The organism is Gammaproteobacteria bacterium, assembly GCA_016200485.1.
In the GTDB taxonomy this organism is placed as follows: domain Bacteria; phylum Pseudomonadota; class Gammaproteobacteria; order Tenderiales; family Tenderiaceae; genus JACQEP01.
On the sequence record JACQEP010000024.1, the window covers coordinates 77,791 to 95,911 of the forward strand.

The 18,121-nt window shown below is 53.5% G+C and carries 20 protein-coding genes; 2 read left to right on the plus strand and 18 right to left on the minus strand.

Annotation, left to right across the window (positions count from 1 at the left end):
* The first annotated feature begins 74 nt into the window (after positions 1-74).
* The gene (locus HY272_14035; GenBank protein MBI3773801.1) at positions 75-749 is read left to right on the plus strand and encodes a hypothetical protein; all 675 of its coding nucleotides are present in this window, start codon (positions 75-77) and stop codon (positions 747-749) included.
* 172 nt (positions 750-921) lie between these two features.
* Here HY272_14035 and HY272_14040 read toward each other — a convergent pair whose 3' ends face one another.
* From HY272_14040 to HY272_14075, 8 genes are all read right to left on the minus strand, one after another.
* Positions 922-1,971 carry a polysulfide reductase, NrfD gene (locus tag HY272_14040; GenBank protein MBI3773802.1) on the minus strand — a complete coding sequence of 350 codons (1,050 nt, stop codon included), beginning with the start codon at positions 1,969-1,971 and terminating at the stop codon, positions 922-924.
* A 27-nt stretch (positions 1,972-1,998) separates the two neighbouring features.
* On the minus strand, positions 1,999-2,553 hold the full coding sequence (locus HY272_14045) for a cytochrome c (GenBank protein MBI3773803.1): 555 nt from the start codon (positions 2,551-2,553) through the stop codon (positions 1,999-2,001).
* The gene (locus HY272_14050) at positions 2,550-3,077 is read right to left on the minus strand and encodes a DUF3341 domain-containing protein (GenBank protein ID MBI3773804.1); all 528 of its coding nucleotides are present in this window, start codon (positions 3,075-3,077) and stop codon (positions 2,550-2,552) included. Before HY272_14050 ends, HY272_14045 begins: the two co-directional genes overlap by 4 nt.
* Before the next feature lie 2 nt (positions 3,078-3,079).
* The gene (gene nrfD, locus HY272_14055; protein ID MBI3773805.1) at positions 3,080-4,507 is read right to left on the minus strand and encodes a polysulfide reductase NrfD; all 1,428 of its coding nucleotides are present in this window, start codon (positions 4,505-4,507) and stop codon (positions 3,080-3,082) included.
* A gap of 44 nt (positions 4,508-4,551) precedes the next feature.
* Positions 4,552-5,397 carry a 4Fe-4S dicluster domain-containing protein gene (locus HY272_14060; protein ID MBI3773806.1) on the minus strand — a complete coding sequence of 282 codons (846 nt, stop codon included), beginning with the start codon at positions 5,395-5,397 and terminating at the stop codon, positions 4,552-4,554.
* Complete coding sequence (locus HY272_14065) at positions 5,387-7,606, minus strand: molybdopterin-dependent oxidoreductase (GenBank protein ID MBI3773807.1); 2,220 nt, start codon at positions 7,604-7,606, stop codon at positions 5,387-5,389. The genes HY272_14060 and HY272_14065 overlap by 11 nt, the downstream gene beginning before the upstream one ends.
* Positions 7,607-7,663: 57 nt before the next feature.
* A complete protein-coding gene (locus tag HY272_14070) occupies positions 7,664-8,176 on the minus strand; it encodes a cytochrome c3 family protein (GenBank protein ID MBI3773808.1) in 513 nt (170 codons plus the stop codon).
* A gap of 624 nt (positions 8,177-8,800) precedes the next feature.
* Complete coding sequence (locus HY272_14075; protein MBI3773809.1) at positions 8,801-9,562, minus strand: Nif3-like dinuclear metal center hexameric protein; 762 nt, start codon at positions 9,560-9,562, stop codon at positions 8,801-8,803.
* Positions 9,563-9,625: 63 nt separating this feature from the next.
* Between HY272_14075 and HY272_14080 the strand changes: the two genes are divergently transcribed.
* Positions 9,626-10,780, plus strand: a complete 1,155-nt coding sequence (locus HY272_14080) for a Do family serine endopeptidase (GenBank protein MBI3773810.1) — start codon at positions 9,626-9,628, stop codon at positions 10,778-10,780.
* A gap of 506 nt (positions 10,781-11,286) precedes the next feature.
* Here the strand turns inward: HY272_14080 and tatC are convergent.
* The 10 genes from tatC to HY272_14130 form a co-directional block, all read right to left on the minus strand.
* Positions 11,287-12,060 (minus strand): twin-arginine translocase subunit TatC, encoded by a 774-nt coding sequence (tatC, locus tag HY272_14085; GenBank protein MBI3773811.1) that lies wholly within the window; start codon positions 12,058-12,060, stop codon positions 11,287-11,289.
* Entirely contained in the window at positions 12,038-12,433 is a 396-nt protein-coding gene (tatB, locus tag HY272_14090) for a twin-arginine translocase subunit TatB (GenBank protein ID MBI3773812.1), read from the minus strand. The genes tatC and tatB overlap by 23 nt, the downstream gene beginning before the upstream one ends.
* 12 nt (positions 12,434-12,445) lie before the next feature.
* Positions 12,446-12,691: a Sec-independent protein translocase subunit TatA gene (gene tatA / locus HY272_14095; GenBank protein MBI3773813.1), complete on the minus strand. Its 246-nt coding sequence runs from the start codon at positions 12,689-12,691 to the stop codon at positions 12,446-12,448.
* A 390-nt stretch (positions 12,692-13,081) separates the two neighbouring features.
* The gene (locus HY272_14100) at positions 13,082-13,405 is read right to left on the minus strand and encodes a phosphoribosyl-ATP diphosphatase (GenBank protein ID MBI3773814.1); all 324 of its coding nucleotides are present in this window, start codon (positions 13,403-13,405) and stop codon (positions 13,082-13,084) included.
* Complete coding sequence (hisI, locus tag HY272_14105; GenBank protein ID MBI3773815.1) at positions 13,402-13,800, minus strand: phosphoribosyl-AMP cyclohydrolase; 399 nt, start codon at positions 13,798-13,800, stop codon at positions 13,402-13,404. Before hisI ends, HY272_14100 begins: the two co-directional genes overlap by 4 nt.
* Before the next feature lie 4 nt (positions 13,801-13,804).
* Complete coding sequence (gene hisF / locus HY272_14110) at positions 13,805-14,578, minus strand: imidazole glycerol phosphate synthase subunit HisF (GenBank protein ID MBI3773816.1); 774 nt, start codon at positions 14,576-14,578, stop codon at positions 13,805-13,807.
* Position 14,579: 1 nt separating this feature from the next.
* Entirely contained in the window at positions 14,580-15,311 is a 732-nt protein-coding gene (gene hisA / locus HY272_14115) for a 1-(5-phosphoribosyl)-5-[(5-phosphoribosylamino)methylideneamino]imidazole-4-carboxamide isomerase (protein ID MBI3773817.1), read from the minus strand.
* Positions 15,312-15,538: 227 nt separating this feature from the next.
* A complete protein-coding gene (gene hisH, locus HY272_14120; GenBank protein MBI3773818.1) occupies positions 15,539-16,195 on the minus strand; it encodes an imidazole glycerol phosphate synthase subunit HisH in 657 nt (218 codons plus the stop codon).
* A 39-nt stretch (positions 16,196-16,234) separates the two neighbouring features.
* A complete protein-coding gene (gene hisB / locus HY272_14125) occupies positions 16,235-16,828 on the minus strand; it encodes an imidazoleglycerol-phosphate dehydratase HisB (protein ID MBI3773819.1) in 594 nt (197 codons plus the stop codon).
* A 75-nt stretch (positions 16,829-16,903) separates the two neighbouring features.
* Positions 16,904-17,995 (minus strand): histidinol-phosphate transaminase, encoded by a 1,092-nt coding sequence (locus tag HY272_14130; protein ID MBI3773820.1) that lies wholly within the window; start codon positions 17,993-17,995, stop codon positions 16,904-16,906.
* Between the last annotated feature and the right edge of the window lie 126 nt (positions 17,996-18,121).

The following is an 18,121-nucleotide window of genomic DNA, read 5'->3' on the forward strand; positions in this document are numbered from 1 at the left end:
TGATTTACTGCTATGAATAGGCGTTAGCACGAACCACTGTTTCGCTCATCCCAACTCGCTAATAAGGGAAACTTATGAAACAACTTATCTATGGTCTTGCGATACTCGCACCCATGTGTATTTCACATCAGGCATTAGCCAAAACCAAACCGCTTACCCTCAGTTATTCAGAAATCGCGCTCCGCTATGAGATGTTCTCGACCACGCTTTCCGGGACAACTCAAAACCTCAATGGCGGCGGCACCTATCTGGCCCTGTCTTATGATGCTTTCAAAAATGTCGCGATTAACCTCGATTATGGCAATGGCACAGCCGATACCACCTACAAAAATAACAAGTGGGAACTTGATATCAAAAATGCCGCCAGCATCGGCGCGAGTTACCATACCCCGATTTACTACGATACCGATCTTGTATTTGGCGCATCGATTTTAGGAGGCAAGACAACTCTCAAGGTAAATGGCAGCCCAGCCATCAACTCCAATAAAAATGGATATGGTGTAAATTTAGGCATTCGTTCTTTAGTTGCCAGGCATCTCGAACTAAACGCCAGCGCCGAGCTGACAAGGATTAAATCCGTTCACGTCATCAATCTAACCAATGTCCAAGCAGTTACTGAATACAACTCCAGCAGCAAACTGACGGTTGGCGGCGCCTATTACTTTACTAATCAAGTTTCAGCAGGACTCCATTATTCGGTTGACAGTGACTCGCATAGCACTGTGTTCTCGATTTCCGCATATTATTAATCTCTATGGGTGTAATTCCCCGCAGTTTGCTGCGAAAGATTGTAGGGGTGATTTTATTCAGAGGGTTACCTAGATACGGATTCACGAAGTCGCCTCTAACGACGTTAGCCGCACAAACAAAAAGGCGGGGTTCTCCCCCCGCCTTTTCTTTGATTCGACTACTGAGTTCTGCTTACGCGCTGGTTTTGATCAACCCATAGCGGATCAATGAGTAACGCACCGCGAACCAGCATGCCGCAAAAACCGCCGCTGTCACCACAATGTCCATAATCGAGGTCATTGGCAAGCGATAGTATTGCGGATCTACCGAACCCGAGATCCAGGTATAACGCTCAATCCAGGTGCCAATCACGATACTGAATGCGACCATGACAATCACCGCTGGATTGTGACGATTAGGCGTAATCGCCAGCGTGCAGAAAGGAATGATGAACTTCAATGTCAGGAAGATCCACCACAACGGCGCCAGCCCCTCGGTCATCATATGGAAATAGCGTGTCGTTTCATCTGGCAAGCGGCCATACCACATGATCAAGTACTGCGTGAAATACAGGTAAGTCCAGAGGATAGTCATCGCCAACATGAACTGAGCCATGAAGTTGAAGATATAACCTTCAAATGGTTTCGTTAAATTACGCGACCGCGCCAGGAAAAAGAGGAAGATGGTAAAAAATCCCAGGAACATATGGAAATTGCTCTGGAAATGGTAAGCGCCATAGCTCGCGCTGTGCCATCCAGCCATTTGTGTCATTTCAAAGTCCCAGGCCACCATTGTGCCGTATGTGAAATAGAAAAATGGAATCATCAATGCCACGTTGCGGAAACGACGCTGTGCCGCGTAGGAGCTATCGACCTCACTCTGATGCTGTAGCTTGATAAACAGCAAATACAAGCCAGCCACCACCAGGAAACCAATCACTTGACGTGCAATCAAGAAGGTTTGGTTATGCCAGCCAGACATATGATGCTCACCACTCTCACCGCCATGCTGTAATTGAGCAATCCAGGGGAAGGAAGCCTCTCCAGATGCCAGGATGATCAGCAACAACACAAAGGCGATCGGGAACAGAATCGCCAATGAGCAGGCCAGTTTACGTACCTGAAACCGCCATTGGCCATTCACCAAGTGCAACACTGCCGACAAAGTGACGCCGCCCAGCGCAAGATAGAGCACGAACAGAAAGTCCGTGATTACTACAGACCAGAAGCTGAAGTTTTCCATACTAATCCTCAGTCGCTACGAGTTGGATTACTTGGATGCCGCCGCAGAGCGGGTGGCATCCTCTTGTTCTTTTACCAAACCGTGCTTGACGTAATTCACAACGTGCCAACGCTCCTCCACTGACAGGTCATTCGACCCACGCGAAGTTGCATTTGCTCGTGGCACACCATAAGCCGGCATCACATAACTACCAAAGGTAATCGTACCCCACACCCAACCTTCGGTCAGCGTTTCCTGAACATAACTGTCATTTAGCGGTATGGCGCCTATCTTGCCGCTCACTGGAGAATCAGCAGCACCCGTCAAACCATGGCATGCCGCACAATAAATCCGAAACAAATCGCGCCCCTTTTTAAGTGACGCCGGGCTCACCGGGATCGGATTGGTTAGCGGTTTTGCTTCATCGCGGTTGGCAACCTTGGTTGGAATCCCTTGCACGGGTATCGAGCGCTCAGGAAACGGCGTCATCAACCCCTCTTGAGGCTTGATCGATGGCTGATTCATCATGTCCGTCGACCACGGCCAGGCAAAGGCCACGGACGGCATCAAAATTGTGGCAGCGATTATTGCCCTTACTTTCATGAAGCCACCTCTTCGCGAATTTCCAACACTTTATGTTGTTTGAACAATTCTTTTACCGGATTCAGATTTTTCTCATCCACTTCCAGCATCACACCAATCTGATCAAGGCTGACCTTTTCCGAGTAAAGCGGATGGCGACGGGTCATCATCCGGGCACTGATCAAGAAACCCACCACCGTGAACAACACACCAAACAGAATCAGCAATTCATAGGTCAACACAATGTTTGACGGCAATGGCACCACTGGCTTTCCACCTTGTGGCTGCACCAGAAAAGTGGCCTGCGCCGAACTCAAAAACAGAAAGCCAAAGGTTGCGCCGAACAAAGCACCAAACAAGGTAAATTTAGGCACCGGCGAACCACGATCCCCCAGCACTTCTTCCACCTCCGGATGCTCGATTGGAGACTTCAAGGTGACATCGTCAACCGAAACCCCCGGAATTTTGTGATTACGGATATCGGCGATGGCGGCAAATGCCTCCTCGAAATCCTTGAACAATCCCATGATGTGATAACGTCTCATGTTTACGCTCCTTCTGTGCTCGGGTTCTGTCCAGGCTGCGGACTCCGCCCGGGTTGCGGATCGGTCGCACGGCGATGGAGTTCGACCGCGAAATCCGGACGATGTGCGCGACGGCGATGGAAGACCATTTCCTTCACTTCATACATCGAGACTGACGGGAACACCTTCACAAACACCAGGAACAACAAACCAAACCAACCAAAACTGCCGAAGACGATTGCCCATTGCACCATGCTCGGCCAGTTGATATCCCAAGCGAAGGGTTCATAAGAAAGTGACAGCGTTGGCCCCACGATCATCCAGCGCTCCAGCCACATGCCGAGATTGAGCAGCAGCGAAACCACAAACATCGTTGGCAAGTGACGGCGCAGTTTCTCGAAGGCCAGGGCAAACGGCATGACTGAACCGCAGAACAACATCGTCCAGAAGAATGGCGCGTAAGGGCCATTGAACTTCCACAACAGCAGCTCTTTGGCGACTTGATCATGACCATACCAAGTAGCGGCAAACTCAACCAGATTCAGATAGCTCCAAACCATGGCGATGGCGAAGGTCAATTTACAAATTTTCTCCAGAATCGGAATCGTCATGTATTCCTCGAAACGGAAGAAGTAGCGCAAGATGATAAACAGCGTGATGATCGCCGCACAACCCGAGTAGAGAGCACCCGCAACGAAGTACGGTGGGAAGGTGGTGACATGCCAGCCCGGCATAATCGACATTGAAAAGTCAGCCGATACGATCGAGTGCACGGAGACTGCCAGCGGGATCAGGAAGCACGCCATCAACAGGTAAATCTTACGGAAGTGGCGCCATTGACGATCATCACCCTGCCATCCCAGCGACAGCACGGTATAAAGTTTCTGGCGCCAGCCACGGGCATTGTCGCGACAAATCGCCAAGTCAGGAATCATCCCTATGAACAGGAACAAGGCCGACGAGGTCAGATAGGTCGTGATCGCGAACGCATCCCACGACAGCGGCGAACGGAAGTTCGGCCAAATGCCACGGTCACTGACGTAGGGCAATACCCAGTACATATTCCAGACGCGACCCAAGTGAATGATGGGGAACAAACCCGCCGTCATCAACGAGAACGTTGTCATTGCCTCGGCGAACCGGTAAATCGGTTTACGCCAGTCGGCATGCACGATGTGCAGAATCGCCGACAATAACGTTCCGGAATGGCTCATGCCGATCCAGAAAACGAAGGTGGCAATATAAAGCCCCCACATCTGCGGCCAACTTAAATTAGCCACACCAATGCCCGTTTGATATTGATAAATTTCGGCCACCACAGCGCAACTTACCATCGCTATGCACGTAGCAACCGCTATCCAATACCCAATGCGCGGATTTTCCATGCTTCGCAGCACATCCGCGTTAATCTTTGCCCACTCAATATTCTCGTTAATATCTTTTGTCTGCATAGGTCACACCAGTTGTTGTTTTGTATGCCCGAAAAAATTCGAGATCAGACTTCCCGCACCCGTTCCAGATACAGAACCTTGGGATCGGTATTGAGACCTTCCAGAACACGATAACCACGCAAATCGCGATTGGCTTTGTGTTGTTCGGCCTTACCCAATTCCACCTGCTGAGCTTTCCACTTTTTACTGACCGCTGAGTCAGGATTCAGCATGTCACCGAAGGTGATTGCCTTGGTCGGACAACTTTGAGCGCAGGCGGTATTGAATTCGCCATCTATGACTTTGCGGTTCTCAGCCCGCGCCGTATCTTTGGCGGTACGAATACGCTGCACACAGAAGGTGCACTTTTCCATTACGCCTTTATCGCGCACCGATAAATCGGGATTCAGCTGCATATGCAGCGGAGCGGGCCAGGAAGATTCGTAATAGGAATAAAAATTAAAATAACGCAGACGATAAGGGCAGTTATTGGAGCAATAACGCGAACCGATACAGCGGTTATAAACCTGCGCATTCAATCCGTCTGGCGTATGGTACGTCGCGGCCACCGGACATACCGGCTCACATGTCGCTGCATTACACTGCTGACACATCATCGGCAGGAAACTGGCGCCGCGCTCCTGAAAATCGCGGTCATCGCCACCGAGTTGCGGCTCGTCCCAGTAACGCTCGATACGCAACCAGTGCATTCCCTGATTTGACAGCATCTTGTCCTTGCCGACAACCGCCAGATTATTCTCGGCATAGCAGGCTACGGAACACGCGTTACAACCGATGCACTTGTTGAGGTCAATCGCCAGCCCCCACATGTGCTCGTATTTATGGAAACCGCCTTCTTCGTGGCCCTTGCGATACTTGGACCAGTCTCCGAGAAGATTCTTAAGCGACATTACTGCCTCCTTCGGTCTTTCTGAACACGTCTGCGGTTACGGTGCCGACCAAACGACGACCCGCCTGACGATCGCTACCGCCTAAGCGCGGCAATTGAGAAGATTTACCGGTCTTGGTGATTTTGACACGCGTGGCATGGGTCGCAATTTCGCCGGTTTTTTCATCCGTCACCGCACTCACAATCTTCAACGGATTGACGCCCCGCTTGCTGGCATAACGCCCATAATTTTCGTGACCTTGCCCCATGGGAACGGCAACGACTTCGGGGTGCACCCCCTTGAAGACATAGACCTGAGCCTCGATGGCGCCTTGATCAGATTCGATGCGGATAAAGTCACCTTCCTTGACCCCCAGCTGTGCCGCAGTCTTCGGATGCAACTCAGCCCAGGAATCCCAATACACCTTGCTGACCTGATCCGGCGCTTCCTGCAACCAGGGCAGGTTGGCGTGACGGCCATCCCACAACCCAAGACGCGCCGAGGGCACGAGATGGAAAGGGAAATCGCTGGCGGCAGCGGCTGTTTTTTGCGTCAGATCCGGAACATTAGCCTTGAGCGCAGGCGCTGTCGTCGATACTTTGAGCAATCCCTTCTGCACGGTAGTGTCCCAGAACTCGGCATCACTCTTGCCCTGCCTCAACCCCGCCGGCAATTGAGTCATGGCGTTGCGCAAATAGGCGTAATAATCGTCATAACGCTGATAGTCAGCGGCATTGCGTTTTTTCAGCAGCGCCAACAGCACATCGCCAAAACTACGAGTTTCGGCATACAACGGCTGCATCAAGGGCTGTTGCATGCCCAACGTCATTTCCTGCGGTTGATACGCCGCAACCATTGTTCCCCAAGATTCATAGGGCGATGCCAATGGCAATACCACATCCGCCATTGCCGTTGTTTCATCGGCAAACAGGGTCAATGCAACTTTAAAATGAACCTTGGCCAGCTTGTCTGCGAACTTCATGTGCGCGGGCGCAGTAAAGACCGGGTTAGCCCCATAAATAAAGGCAACATCCAATGCCCCCTGATCCGCCAGTGCAGCAAAATCAGCCAGCGCCTTGCTACTGCCGCGTTTGGCCGTCAATTCCTTCACCGGGAAACCGCCGGAGGATTCAATGGTTTGCCCCACGTTGCCCAGCAAAACATTGAGCATCATGATGGCAGCCGCGCTCTGATAACCATTGGCATGATCATGGGCTGAGGCACCCGACAACACCAGACTCGGGCTGCGTTGTTTGAGATAAGTGGCAATCTTGACCACAGTATCACCGGCAACGCCCGTGATTTCGGTGACTTTATCTGGCGTATATTGTGCGATGGCGTCACGCGCCGCCGCCGGCAGCCGCGAACCATCGACTTGATGCTTGGTCAGCAGCACATTGGCAATTCCCAGCGCCAACACGCCTTCCGTTCCCGGGCGAATGGCTACCCACAAATCTGAATTCGCACCGGTCAATGTCATCTTCGGCTCAACCGTGATCAACACCCCACGATCACCACTACGGAACCCGGCATATTCATAAGTGAAATGAACTGGCGATACCCAGGTGCCCAGGAAATCAGCGCCGAAAGACAGAATCGCCTTGGCTTTATCGAAGCGATAACGTGGCACGGCTTCACCCAGCATCGCCTCGTTTACCGCTTCGGCAACGCGATTATTGATGACTTCATACACGAAATGATTTTTGGAACCGACGCTATCCTGCAATTTGGAGAGCAACGCAGCTTGATGGCCACTGACAGAACCCGTCAACCAGGCGGCACGATCACCCTTCACGGCACTGGTCTTTTCTTCCACCAACGCCCAGGCTTCATTCCATGAGACTTCAACAAGGCTGCCGTTTTTGCGCACCAACGGCTTGCTCAAGCGATCAGGGTTGTAATGCCCCTGCAATCCCGCCTGCCCCATCTGACACAAACCACCCCAGTTGATCGCGGAATCGGGATTGCCTTCCACCTTAAGCAACCGGCCCTCACGAACACGGCCATGCACGCCGCATCCGGCACCACATTGCTGACAGGTCGAGGCGAACCACACACCCACCCCTGGGATTACATATTCTTCAGGCACCAGATAGGCAGCAACCTTTTCCTTGCCTTCTTCCAGCGTCACCGTGGTTGGCATATCGCAACCACTGAGGGCCGCCGCACTTGCGCCCCCAATCCCCATGAATTTTAGAAAGTCTCTGCGGTTTATTTCGTTACCACTCATGACTCGTCATCCGAATTTTTGGTTAATCCCCGGCAGCCAACCAGCTCGCCGCCCCGATTACTTATGACACTTCCAACAGTCGGAAGGCCCGCCATTTTTCTCATGACAACGCACACAGAAACCCATGTTCAGCGGCTTGACCTTGTTGGCCACAGTCATTTTTTTGATATCGCCGTGACAGAAGGCGCAAACCTCTGACGCACGCGATACATCCATGCCTTCATTATCGAAAATAAAACGGCGCAGATGCTTTTCATGCGTGAAATGCACAAAGTCCGGGACGTCATGAACCTTGTTCCACTGCGGCGGTTCGTGCTTTTCCCAGTACTCGGTCAACTGCTTGATCCGCGGCTTGTCCGTGGCAATCACCGTGTGGCAACCCATGCACTTACTGGTCGGGGGAATACCCGCAACCTTACTGCGACGCGCATAAGTATGACAGTACATGCAATTGATGCCGTTTTTATCCGCGTGGATGTCATGCGGGAATTCAATTGGCTGCGGCACCTTATCGCCCTTATGCTCGCCGACAGGCGGCACGGCATTAGGCACTTCCGCTTGCACATCCATCGCCATCGTAAACAGCGCCCCAGCCCCGAGACATGCCATCATAAGCGCACGCATCCGTTGGCCAAACTGGCGTCCACGCCCAGCGACGGGCCGCTTAGAGTCAGAATAGTTACTCACCAACATCTTGATCCTCGATCAGTTACCAGATCCAAAAGGTCTTTTTGAATAAAAAACACTCGTCCGGCCAATTTCGCGCACGCACGAACACCGGTCGCAACAAACCATCATTCATCAAAGAATGGTTAGCCCAATCATCATGTCAACCAGAGAGGAAATTGAAAGCGGCCGCAAACACCACTTGATTGCGCATGCGCCGTTCCCTCGTCCGGTATCGCATACCTACTTGCCAGCACCTCTTAAATCTACAGTTTTGAACTGTTTTCCCCCAATTGCGCTGAATCGACCTTTATCCCTAACTATTGGCCGGATATCAGCAGCTGGCGCTAGCAAGCGTTCAAGCATCCTAGACCAGGACTACAGAAAATGTCAACGCTGAATAGTCAACTTTGCAAGTCAACTAGAAACACAAATTATGTCGCCCAAAACTCTCTGGCATTCGGCCGGAAAAACTCGTTTTTATACGAGACATAACGGTTTATCTCACCAAACCACCAACCCCGTATTTTATACAGGGTTATCAATATCAATAAAATGATGCTGCAACTGAAACTGCTCGGCAAGATGCTCGCCCAAGGCATGGACGCCATAACGTTCGGTCGCATGATGACCGGCTGCAAAATATTCAACCCCGGTCTCGCGCACCCAGTGTGTGGTGTATTCCGAAACTTCGCCACTGATAAACGCCTGCACCTCCAGCGCCTGCGCAGCCTCGATATAACTTTGCGCCGCGCCACTGCACCAGGCGACACGTTCAATCATCGCGTGTTGGCCGCCACTCAGATGCAATGGCGTACGCCCCAGACGCAATTCGATCTGCCGCCCCAGCGCCTCCGGCGTCATGGCATGCGGCAAGCGCCCATACATGCCGACCCCATCGCCTGACTCACCACCAAAACGTCCCTCAACCTCAAACCCAAACAAGTGCGCCAACTGCGCGTTGTTACCATATTGCTCATGCCCATCCAGCGGCAGGTGATAGGCCAGCAGGCTGACATCATGCTTCAGCAGTGCCGCCAAACGCCGGCGTTTGATGCCGGTGACCGGCGCGGGTTCGCCTTTCCAGAAAAAGCCGTGATGTACCAACAGCAGATCCGCCGCATCCGTCACCGCCGCATCGATCAGAGCCTGACTGGCGCTGACACCGGTCACGATCCGCCGTACCTCGGGACGCCCTTCGACCTGCAATCCATTCGGACAATAATCGCGATAGCGCTCCACCGTCAGCAGCGAATCACAATAAGTCACCAATTCTTTCAAGGAGATCATGCAGTCCGCCTCCAGTTACGTTAAAATTTGTCCAACTTGAATTAGGGTACAGCAACCATGCAGATGCGCAAGGTAATCACATTCATCGTCGAAGCAGCGACAGCGGGACTCGCATTTTCGTTCGTACTCCTGCTTTTGTTCCGGCCCGAGACCTTTAGCCGGCCGACGGTTGAATTCCTTGAAGCCGCCTCGCCGGAACGGGTTAATGCCGCCTCGCTACCTGGCCTGATCTCTTACGCCCCGGCGGTGGAGAAGGCCGCGCCCGCTGTCGTGAACATCTATAGCCGCAAGGTTGTCGCCCAGCGCCAGCTCCCTTTTAACGATCCTTTTTTCCAGCGTTTTTTCGGTGACCGCCTGCCTGAACCACAACAACAAGTTCAAAACAGTCTTGGCTCCGGCGTGATCATTTCCAAGCAAGGGCATATCCTGACCAACAACCATGTCGTCGAAGGTGCGGACGAAATCGAAGTTGCACTGCACGATGGCCGCACCGCTGCCGCCAAGGTCGTAGGCACCGACCCCGAAAGCGATCTGGCGGTACTGAAGATTGAAGCTCAGCAATTACCTGAAATTGTTATTGGACAGTCTGATTCGTTGCGCGTCGGTGATGTGGTGCTGGCCATCGGCAATCCCTTCGGCGTCGGCCAGACGGTCACCAGCGGCATCGTCAGCGCCACTGGCCGCACGCATCTTGGCCTCAGTACCTTTGAAAACTTTATTCAGACCGACGCCGCCATTAATCCCGGCAATTCCGGCGGCGCCTTGATCAACACTGCCGGCCAATTGATCGGCATCAACAGCGCAATCTTTTCCCAAAGCGGCGGCTCGCAAGGCATCGGCTTTGCGATTCCGATGAGCATCGCCAAAGACGTCATGAAACAGATCATCGAGTTTGGCCATGCCTTGCGCGGCTGGCTGGGTGTCGAGGCGCAAGACCTGACGCCGGCGCTGGCTGAATCTTTTGGCCTCAAGGAGACCGCCGGCGCGATCATCGCCGGTGTTCAGGCAAACGGCCCGGCGGAAAAGGCAGGCTTGCGCCCAGGCGATATTGTTGTGGAAGTGGCGAACACCAAGATTGCCGACAGCCGCGCCTTGATTAACGCCATTGCCAGCAACCCGCCGCGCAGCAAGCTGACAATTAAATTCCTGCGCGAAGGCAAAATTCAAAATGTGGATGTTACGGTGGGTGAACGGCCGACGCCGATGACGCGGCAATAATCAAACTGAATGAAAAACGGGGGCTGGAATTACGCCCCCGCTAATTCCACGTCCATTAATTCAGAACACCTTTTGATTCCCGCTGGGCATTATTAAAGAAGAATTTTGCAGGTCGGGTTAGACGCAAAGCGTCGTAACCCACCTACAAAAAAATTAACCTCGTTTCTAATGCCAACTGGAATTACACCCCTAAGGCACCGGGCCGTCGTATCATTGGTTACAAATTCCGGGATTTTAATGCCGACGAGCTGGATTATATGTTGCTCTCGGGCAGTGATCGCATGGGAGTGAAATAGATTCAGTGCGCAATAAAGATAAATTGACAGACTCGCAGGCACTTACTTAAAAAAACAGATGGTGTTGCTTCGCAATGCTTGGTGGGTTACGCAAAAAAACGCTAACCCACCCTACATTTAGCTTGAGAACCACAGATTGGACAACCGGTTTTTTGCGTTGCCCACGCTACCTGGCTCCCAGAGCGAGAAGGAATGAATGGGGCAACCGCGCTATATTTTCTCTTCTTCCGCCGCAGAACCTTCTTTACTGCGCACCACAAAACGCGACACTAGCAGTCCGATCTCGAATAGCACCCACATCGGCACCGCCAGCATGAATTGGGACAGCACATCCGGCGGCGTGAAGATGGCGCCGACAACAAAACAGCCGACAATCACGTAACGCCGTGAGGCGGCCAGCTTCTCCGGGGTCACGAAGCCTGCATACACCGCTGCCACTGTTATTACCGGCACTTCAAACGCCAAGCCAAACGCCAGGAACATGGCGAGGACGAAATCCAGGTATTTCGAAATATCGGTCATCACCGCTACGCCCTGCGGCGCGGTAGCGACCATAAAACTGAACACCGTCGGGAATACCAGATAATAAGCAAACGCCATGCCGGTAAAAAACAAGGCCGTGCCGGACACCATTAATGGAAAAATGATGCGCCGTTCACGGCGATACAAACCCGGCGCGATGAAAGACCAGGCTTGATAAATCAAATACGGCAGGCTGAATGCAATTGCCACCAGAAAGGTTAACTTGAATGGCGCAATAAATGGGGATGCCACTTCGGTGGCGATCATGGTCGCCCCTGCGGGCATTTTATCCAGCATTGGTTGTGCCAGCAGCGCGTAGATATCCCGGGCAAACGGCGCCAGACAGAGAAACACAACTACCACTGCCACTACGCTGCGCAACAGGCGATTACGCAATTCGATCAGATGCGCAATCAGCGGTTGCTGGGGGGGATAGGGTTTAGGATTTTTGGGTGGGTTCATGCTTGTGATCGGATGACGTCACTACAGGAGATTGCGTCTGATCCGCAATTGAGGCTTGCGCCGACGTATCGGCATCCGAAGGCGTTGATGGCGCAGCACGACGCGGATCGTTATCCACCGGCAGCTCCATTTGCCGAGGATCCAGCATTTTGTGCAGTTCGGCGATGCGCGTTTCCTGCTCGATCTTGCGCTTGATTTCCTCCGCCTTTTCAACTTCGCGTTGAAACTCGGTTTTCACCGCACTGGCGAACTGGCGCGCCTTGGATAGCGCCTGCGAGGCCTTGCGCACGAGGGTCGGGAATTCATCCGGCCCCACCACCAGCAAGGCGACAACGGCGATGACCAATATTTCCCAGAAGCCGACGTCAAACATGGCTGGGGATCATCAGGCGCGGTCTTTGTCCTTCACCTCGGACTTGGCGTCGATCACACGGCCTTCGTCCTTGCGCTCCATGACTTGGCGACCCTCATTTTCTTTGTCTTTATCGCCTTCTTTACCATTACTCATGGAATCACGAAAACCTTTGACGGCGCCACCAAGATCGCTACCAATCGTGCGTAGGCGTTTGGTGCCGAACAACAGCAACACAATCAACAACACTATCAATAAATGCCAGAGACTAAAGCCCATCGTTCATTCTCCACTGCTGATCCATCGCCATCGCGGCTGGATTAAATTCTGTTCGGAACGAACTGCCATTCGCTCCACCTGATACCCCTTCTCCCTCAGGGCATAGGTATCTACACAAGTCACGACGAGAAAGAACTACATGTATTCTGTCGCCGTCTTCAACCACCCCGTCCGCTTCGCGTCCACATCTCGCCCGGGGTGCGCGTGCACCCGTTCGTCGGGAAAAAGGTCCACTGGACCTTTTTCTATCCCTCCTCACCCTTATCCAAGGAGGGGTGGGGTGGTGGGCATAACGCCGAGTTGTGCCACGCTTTCCCACAAGTGTAGATACCTATGCCCTCAGGAAGAAATGAGGGACAAAATTCCTGTTTTCGACTTCAGTAAAAACGCTTATTTCGGCGTACGTGACGCCTTTTCATCAATACCGGAAAGACCAAAACGCCGCTCCAGCTCTTTCAATACCTCATCCGGATGCAGGCCTTGTTGCGCCAACAATACCAGGGTGTGAAACCATAAATCGGCGACTTCATACACAATCTGGCCACGATCGCCTGACTTGGCGGCGATTACCGTTTCAGTCGCTTCCTCGCCAATCTTTTTAAGAATGGCATCCAAACCTTTGGCATACAGACCGGCGACATAAGAGGAATCCGCTGCGGCCTGTTTGCGCTGTTCCAGCACCTGCGCCAATTGGCTGAGTACGTCTGCCGTCACGCGCCACCTCGTGGATAAATCTGCGCCGGATCTTTGAGCACCGGCGCCACTTCACGCCAATTGCCGTTTTCCAGCCGCTTGAAGAAACAACTTTGGCGACCGGTATGGCAGGCGATCCCGCCGACCTGCTCGATCTCCAGCAAAATCACATCTGCGTCGCAATCCAGGTAAATCCCCAGCACCCGCTGCACATGGCCGGATTCCTCGCCTTTGGGCCACAACTTGCCCCGCGAACGCGACCAGTATACAGCACGGCCTGTACTGACGGTGAGCGCCAGCGCCTCGCGATTCATCCAGGCAACCATCAAGACCTTGCCGCTGCCGGTCTCCTGGGCGATCACCGGCACCAGGCCGTCGCTGGTCCAACTGATTTCATCCAACCACTTTTCTGACATAAGCCTAGAGCCTCACTTCGACACCACGCTCGGCCATATAGCGCTTAGCCTCGCCGACACTGTGCTGCCCGAAGTGAAAAATACTGGCCGCCAACACGGCATCGGCCTTACCTTTGACCACGCCGTCGACCAAATGATCCAGGGTTCCGACGCCACCCGAGGCAATGACCGGCACATCAACCGCTTCGCTCACGGCCCGCGTCAGGGCCAGATCAAAACCATCGCGGGTACCGTCACGATCCATGCTGGTGAGCAGTATCTCACCGGCACCATAACTGACCATGCGCCGCGCCCATTCGATGGCATCCAGTCCCGTCGCCTTGCGGCCACCATGGGTAAATATCTCCCAGCGTTGCGGTTCGCCCGGTTTGCTCACGCACTTGGCATCAATGGCGACGACAATACATTGTGAGCCAAAAGATTCGGCGGCTTCACGCACGAATTCCGGGTTGGTGACTGCAGCGGTATTGATGCCCACCTTGTCGGCACCGGCATTCAACATGCGGCGGATATCGGCGCGGCTGCGAATCCCGCCGCCGACGGTGAGTGGAATAAACACCTGGCTCGCGACTTCTTCGACGACATGGACCATGGTCTCACGCTCTTCGTGCGAGGCGGTGATATCGAGAAACACCAATTCATCGGCGCCTTCCTCGTTATAACGCTTAGCGATCTCAACGGGATCGCCCGCGTCGCGGATGCCGACAAACTGCACGCCCTTGACGACGCGACCGCGATCGACATCAAGACAGGGAATAATGCGCTTGGCTAAACCCATCTTAGTCTCTATTTGCCACTTTTTGTGCTTCAGCGAGATCGATCGTGCCTTCATACAAGGCGCGACCGAGAATGGCACCCATGATACCGTCGCCTTCGATCGCCTTCAGCGCGCGAATATCATCAAGATTGGTCACACCGCCGGAGGCAATCACGGGAATGGTAATCGCCTGCGCCAGGCGTCGCGTCGCTTCAACATTAACGCCCTGCATCATGCCGTCGCGGCTGATGTCGGTGTAGACAATCGCCTCAACGCCGTCACGCTCGAAGTGTTGCGCCAGATCGACCACATCATGATGCGACAATTTCGACCAGCCATCGATCGCGACCTTACCGTCTTTGGCATCCAGGCCGACGATGATGTGGCCGGGAAATTCCGCGCACACATCGCCAACAAAATGCGGGACGTTCACAGCAGCGGTGCCGATGATCACATAGCGGACCCCTGCCTCAAGATAGGTGTCGATTGTCTCTTCATCGCGGATGCCGCCGCCGATCTGGATCGGCAGCTCGGGAAAGGCCTTGGCGATATCGCGAACGACACCGGCATTCATCGGCTTGCCGGCAAATGCGCCATCAAGGTCGACGATATGCAAACGCCGGGCACCCGCCTCAACCCAACGTGCCGCCACGGCGACAGGATCATCGGAGAAGACAGTGTTATCTTCCATCCGTCCCTGCCGCAAGCGGACACACTTACCACCTTTGAGATCAATCGCGGGGATCAGTAACATGACTAAGGTCTCTTGTTATCTTTCAAAATAAATTCAAAACCATCCACCACAGAGGCACCGAGAGCACAGAGGATTCAAAAGTAAAAAATTCAACCACTTATTCCAGACATGCAGCCTGTCTTGTCGATCAATACCTTCGCTATGACTCTGTGTACTCGGCAATTGCTCCATGCTTTGCCATACCTCGTGCATCCATGCACTCGTCTGTGCCTCTGTGGTAAACATTTCTAAAAAACTCCATTCCAACGCAAAAAATTGGAATATAGCTGCAAACCATCACGCGCGCTCTTTTCCGGATGGAACTGCGTGGCAAACACGTTTTTATGCGCCACTGCCGCCGCCAGACGGATACCATAATCGGTGGTCGCCGCTGCCACCGGCGTACCTTCGGCACGCACACAATAACTGTGCACAAAATAGAAACGGCTATCCTGGGCGATCCCATCCCACAACGGATGCTGAATCGATTGGTGCACTTGATTCCAGCCCATGTGCGGCACTTTCAGTCGTTCGCCGCGCGCATCGTGCAAATCATTGCCGATAAAGGTCACCTGGCCCGGCAACACGCCCAGACACGGTGTGCCACCATTTTCCTCGCTGAATTCCATCAATGCCTGCATGCCGACGCAGACGCCCAACAACGGTTTGCCGCTTGCCGCCACTTCACACACTACATGATCAAGACCGAGACGCGCCAGTTCATGCATGCAGTCGCGGATCGCACCCACACCCGGCAACACCACACGGTCGGCGGCCAGAATTTGCTTCGGATCGGAACTTACCAGCACTTGCGTGCCGCCAGCCGCCACCTTTTCCAGGGCCTTGGCCACGGAATGGAGATTGCCCATTCCGTAATCGATCACAGCGACGGTCATCAGGGTCATAAGAAAGTAAAACTATTATCGGTCCAGAGTGGCGTGGGCTTAAAGTGTCCCTTTGGTTGACGGCACGACGCCTTGCATGCGCGGATCGTGCTCCACAGCCATGCGCAACGCGCGGCCCAGCGCCTTAAAAATAGTCTCGGCGATGTGGTGTGCATTGCGGCCACGTAAAGCGTCAATGTGCAGCGTAATCTGGGCGTGATTCACCAGCCCTTGGAAAAATTCATAAAACAGATCGACATCGAAATCACCAATACGTGCCCGCGGAAAATCGGCGTGAAATTCCAGCCCCGGACGGCCGGAAAAATCCAGCACCACCCGCGCCAGGGCCTCATCCAGCGGCACATAGGCATGGCCGTAGCGGCGTATGCCTTTTTTATCGCCGACGGCTTGCGCCAACGCCTGGCCGATCGTGATGCCGATATCTTCCACGGTATGATGGGCGTCGATGTGCAAATCACCCTTGGCGATGACAGTCAGATCAATCAAGCCATGACGCGCGACCTGATCCAACATGTGATCAAGAAAGGCAACACCGGTTTCAAAGCGGGATTGACCGCTGCCATCAAGATTAAGCGTGACCTCAATCTGCGTTTCCAGGGTATTGCGTTTTACTGCGGCCTTACGTTCCGCCATTGCCGGCTCCATCGCCCGATAAATAAGTATTTGGTTTGTATAGGATACTCTGTTCGGGCCCCAGTTTGAAGGGAATCACGCCCCTAACGCTCGCCCCAAGGCCGCAATAAAGGCCCGATTTTCCCCTGGCTTACCCACGGTGACCCGCAGGCAATCACGCAATAACGGGCTGCCGCCATCCAGGTTCTTGATCAGAATTCCTGTTGCCTTAAGCGCCGCGAACAATTCCCGGCCGCGCCCCGCAGGCGCCCGAAACAGGATGAAATTGGCGGCACTGGGGAAAACCTCCAGCCCCGGCAACTGCGCCAAAGCCTGTGCCAGCCGTTCGCGATCCTCGCGAATCTGCGCCGTCTGGCCGTCGAAGACATCGGCATAGGTCAGGGCGAATTCGGCGCTGACCTGGGTCAAGGTATTAATGTTATAGGGCAGACGCAGTTTGTCGAATTGTTCCAGCCAACCACGCGCCCCCACCAAAAAGCCGAGCCGCAATCCCGCCAGCCCCAACTTGGACAAGGTGCGCATCACTAACAGATTTTCATACTTGGCCAGGTGCGGCAGGAAACTCGCCTGGGCGAAGGGTGTATAGGCTTCGTCCACCACTACCAGACCGGGGCTGGCCTCGATAATCTGGATGATTTCATCCTCACCGAACAAATTGCCGGTGGGATTATTGGGATAGGCCAGAAACACGACGGCGGGCTGATGCTGCTTGATCGCCGCCAGTATCGCCGGCATATCGAGCGTGAAATTCTCTGCCCGCAGCGGTACACCCACGTATTCCATGCCGACAAAACCGGCGATCATGCGATACATGACAAAGGCGGGCTCCGGCGCCAATAGCTTGCGTCCCGGCGCTGCTACGGCCATGGCGATCAGCTGAATGAGCTCATCCGAACCGTTGCCGAGCAAAATCTCAAATTGATCATCGATAGCATAAACATCTCGCAACCGATCTTTTAGGGCGCGAGCGCTGGGGTCGGGATAACGGTTAACACTGACATCCTGCAGCAACTCAATCCAATCACCGCGCAAATAGGCGGGCCAGGTGTATGGATTCTCCATCGCATCCAATTTGATCATGTCGCGCGCATCGGGCACATGATAGGCATGCAGGGCGCGAATCTCGGGCCGCACCCATTGTTCGATTAATTTTTTAGTTAGCGTCATAAAATAATAAACATTAACCACAGAGGCGCGGAGAGCGCAGGGTTTTTAAGACATTTGGAGTTGATAGCCTGCTGAAAGTTCTTATTAACACACCCTCTGCGTCCTCTGTGCCTCTGTGGTAAATAA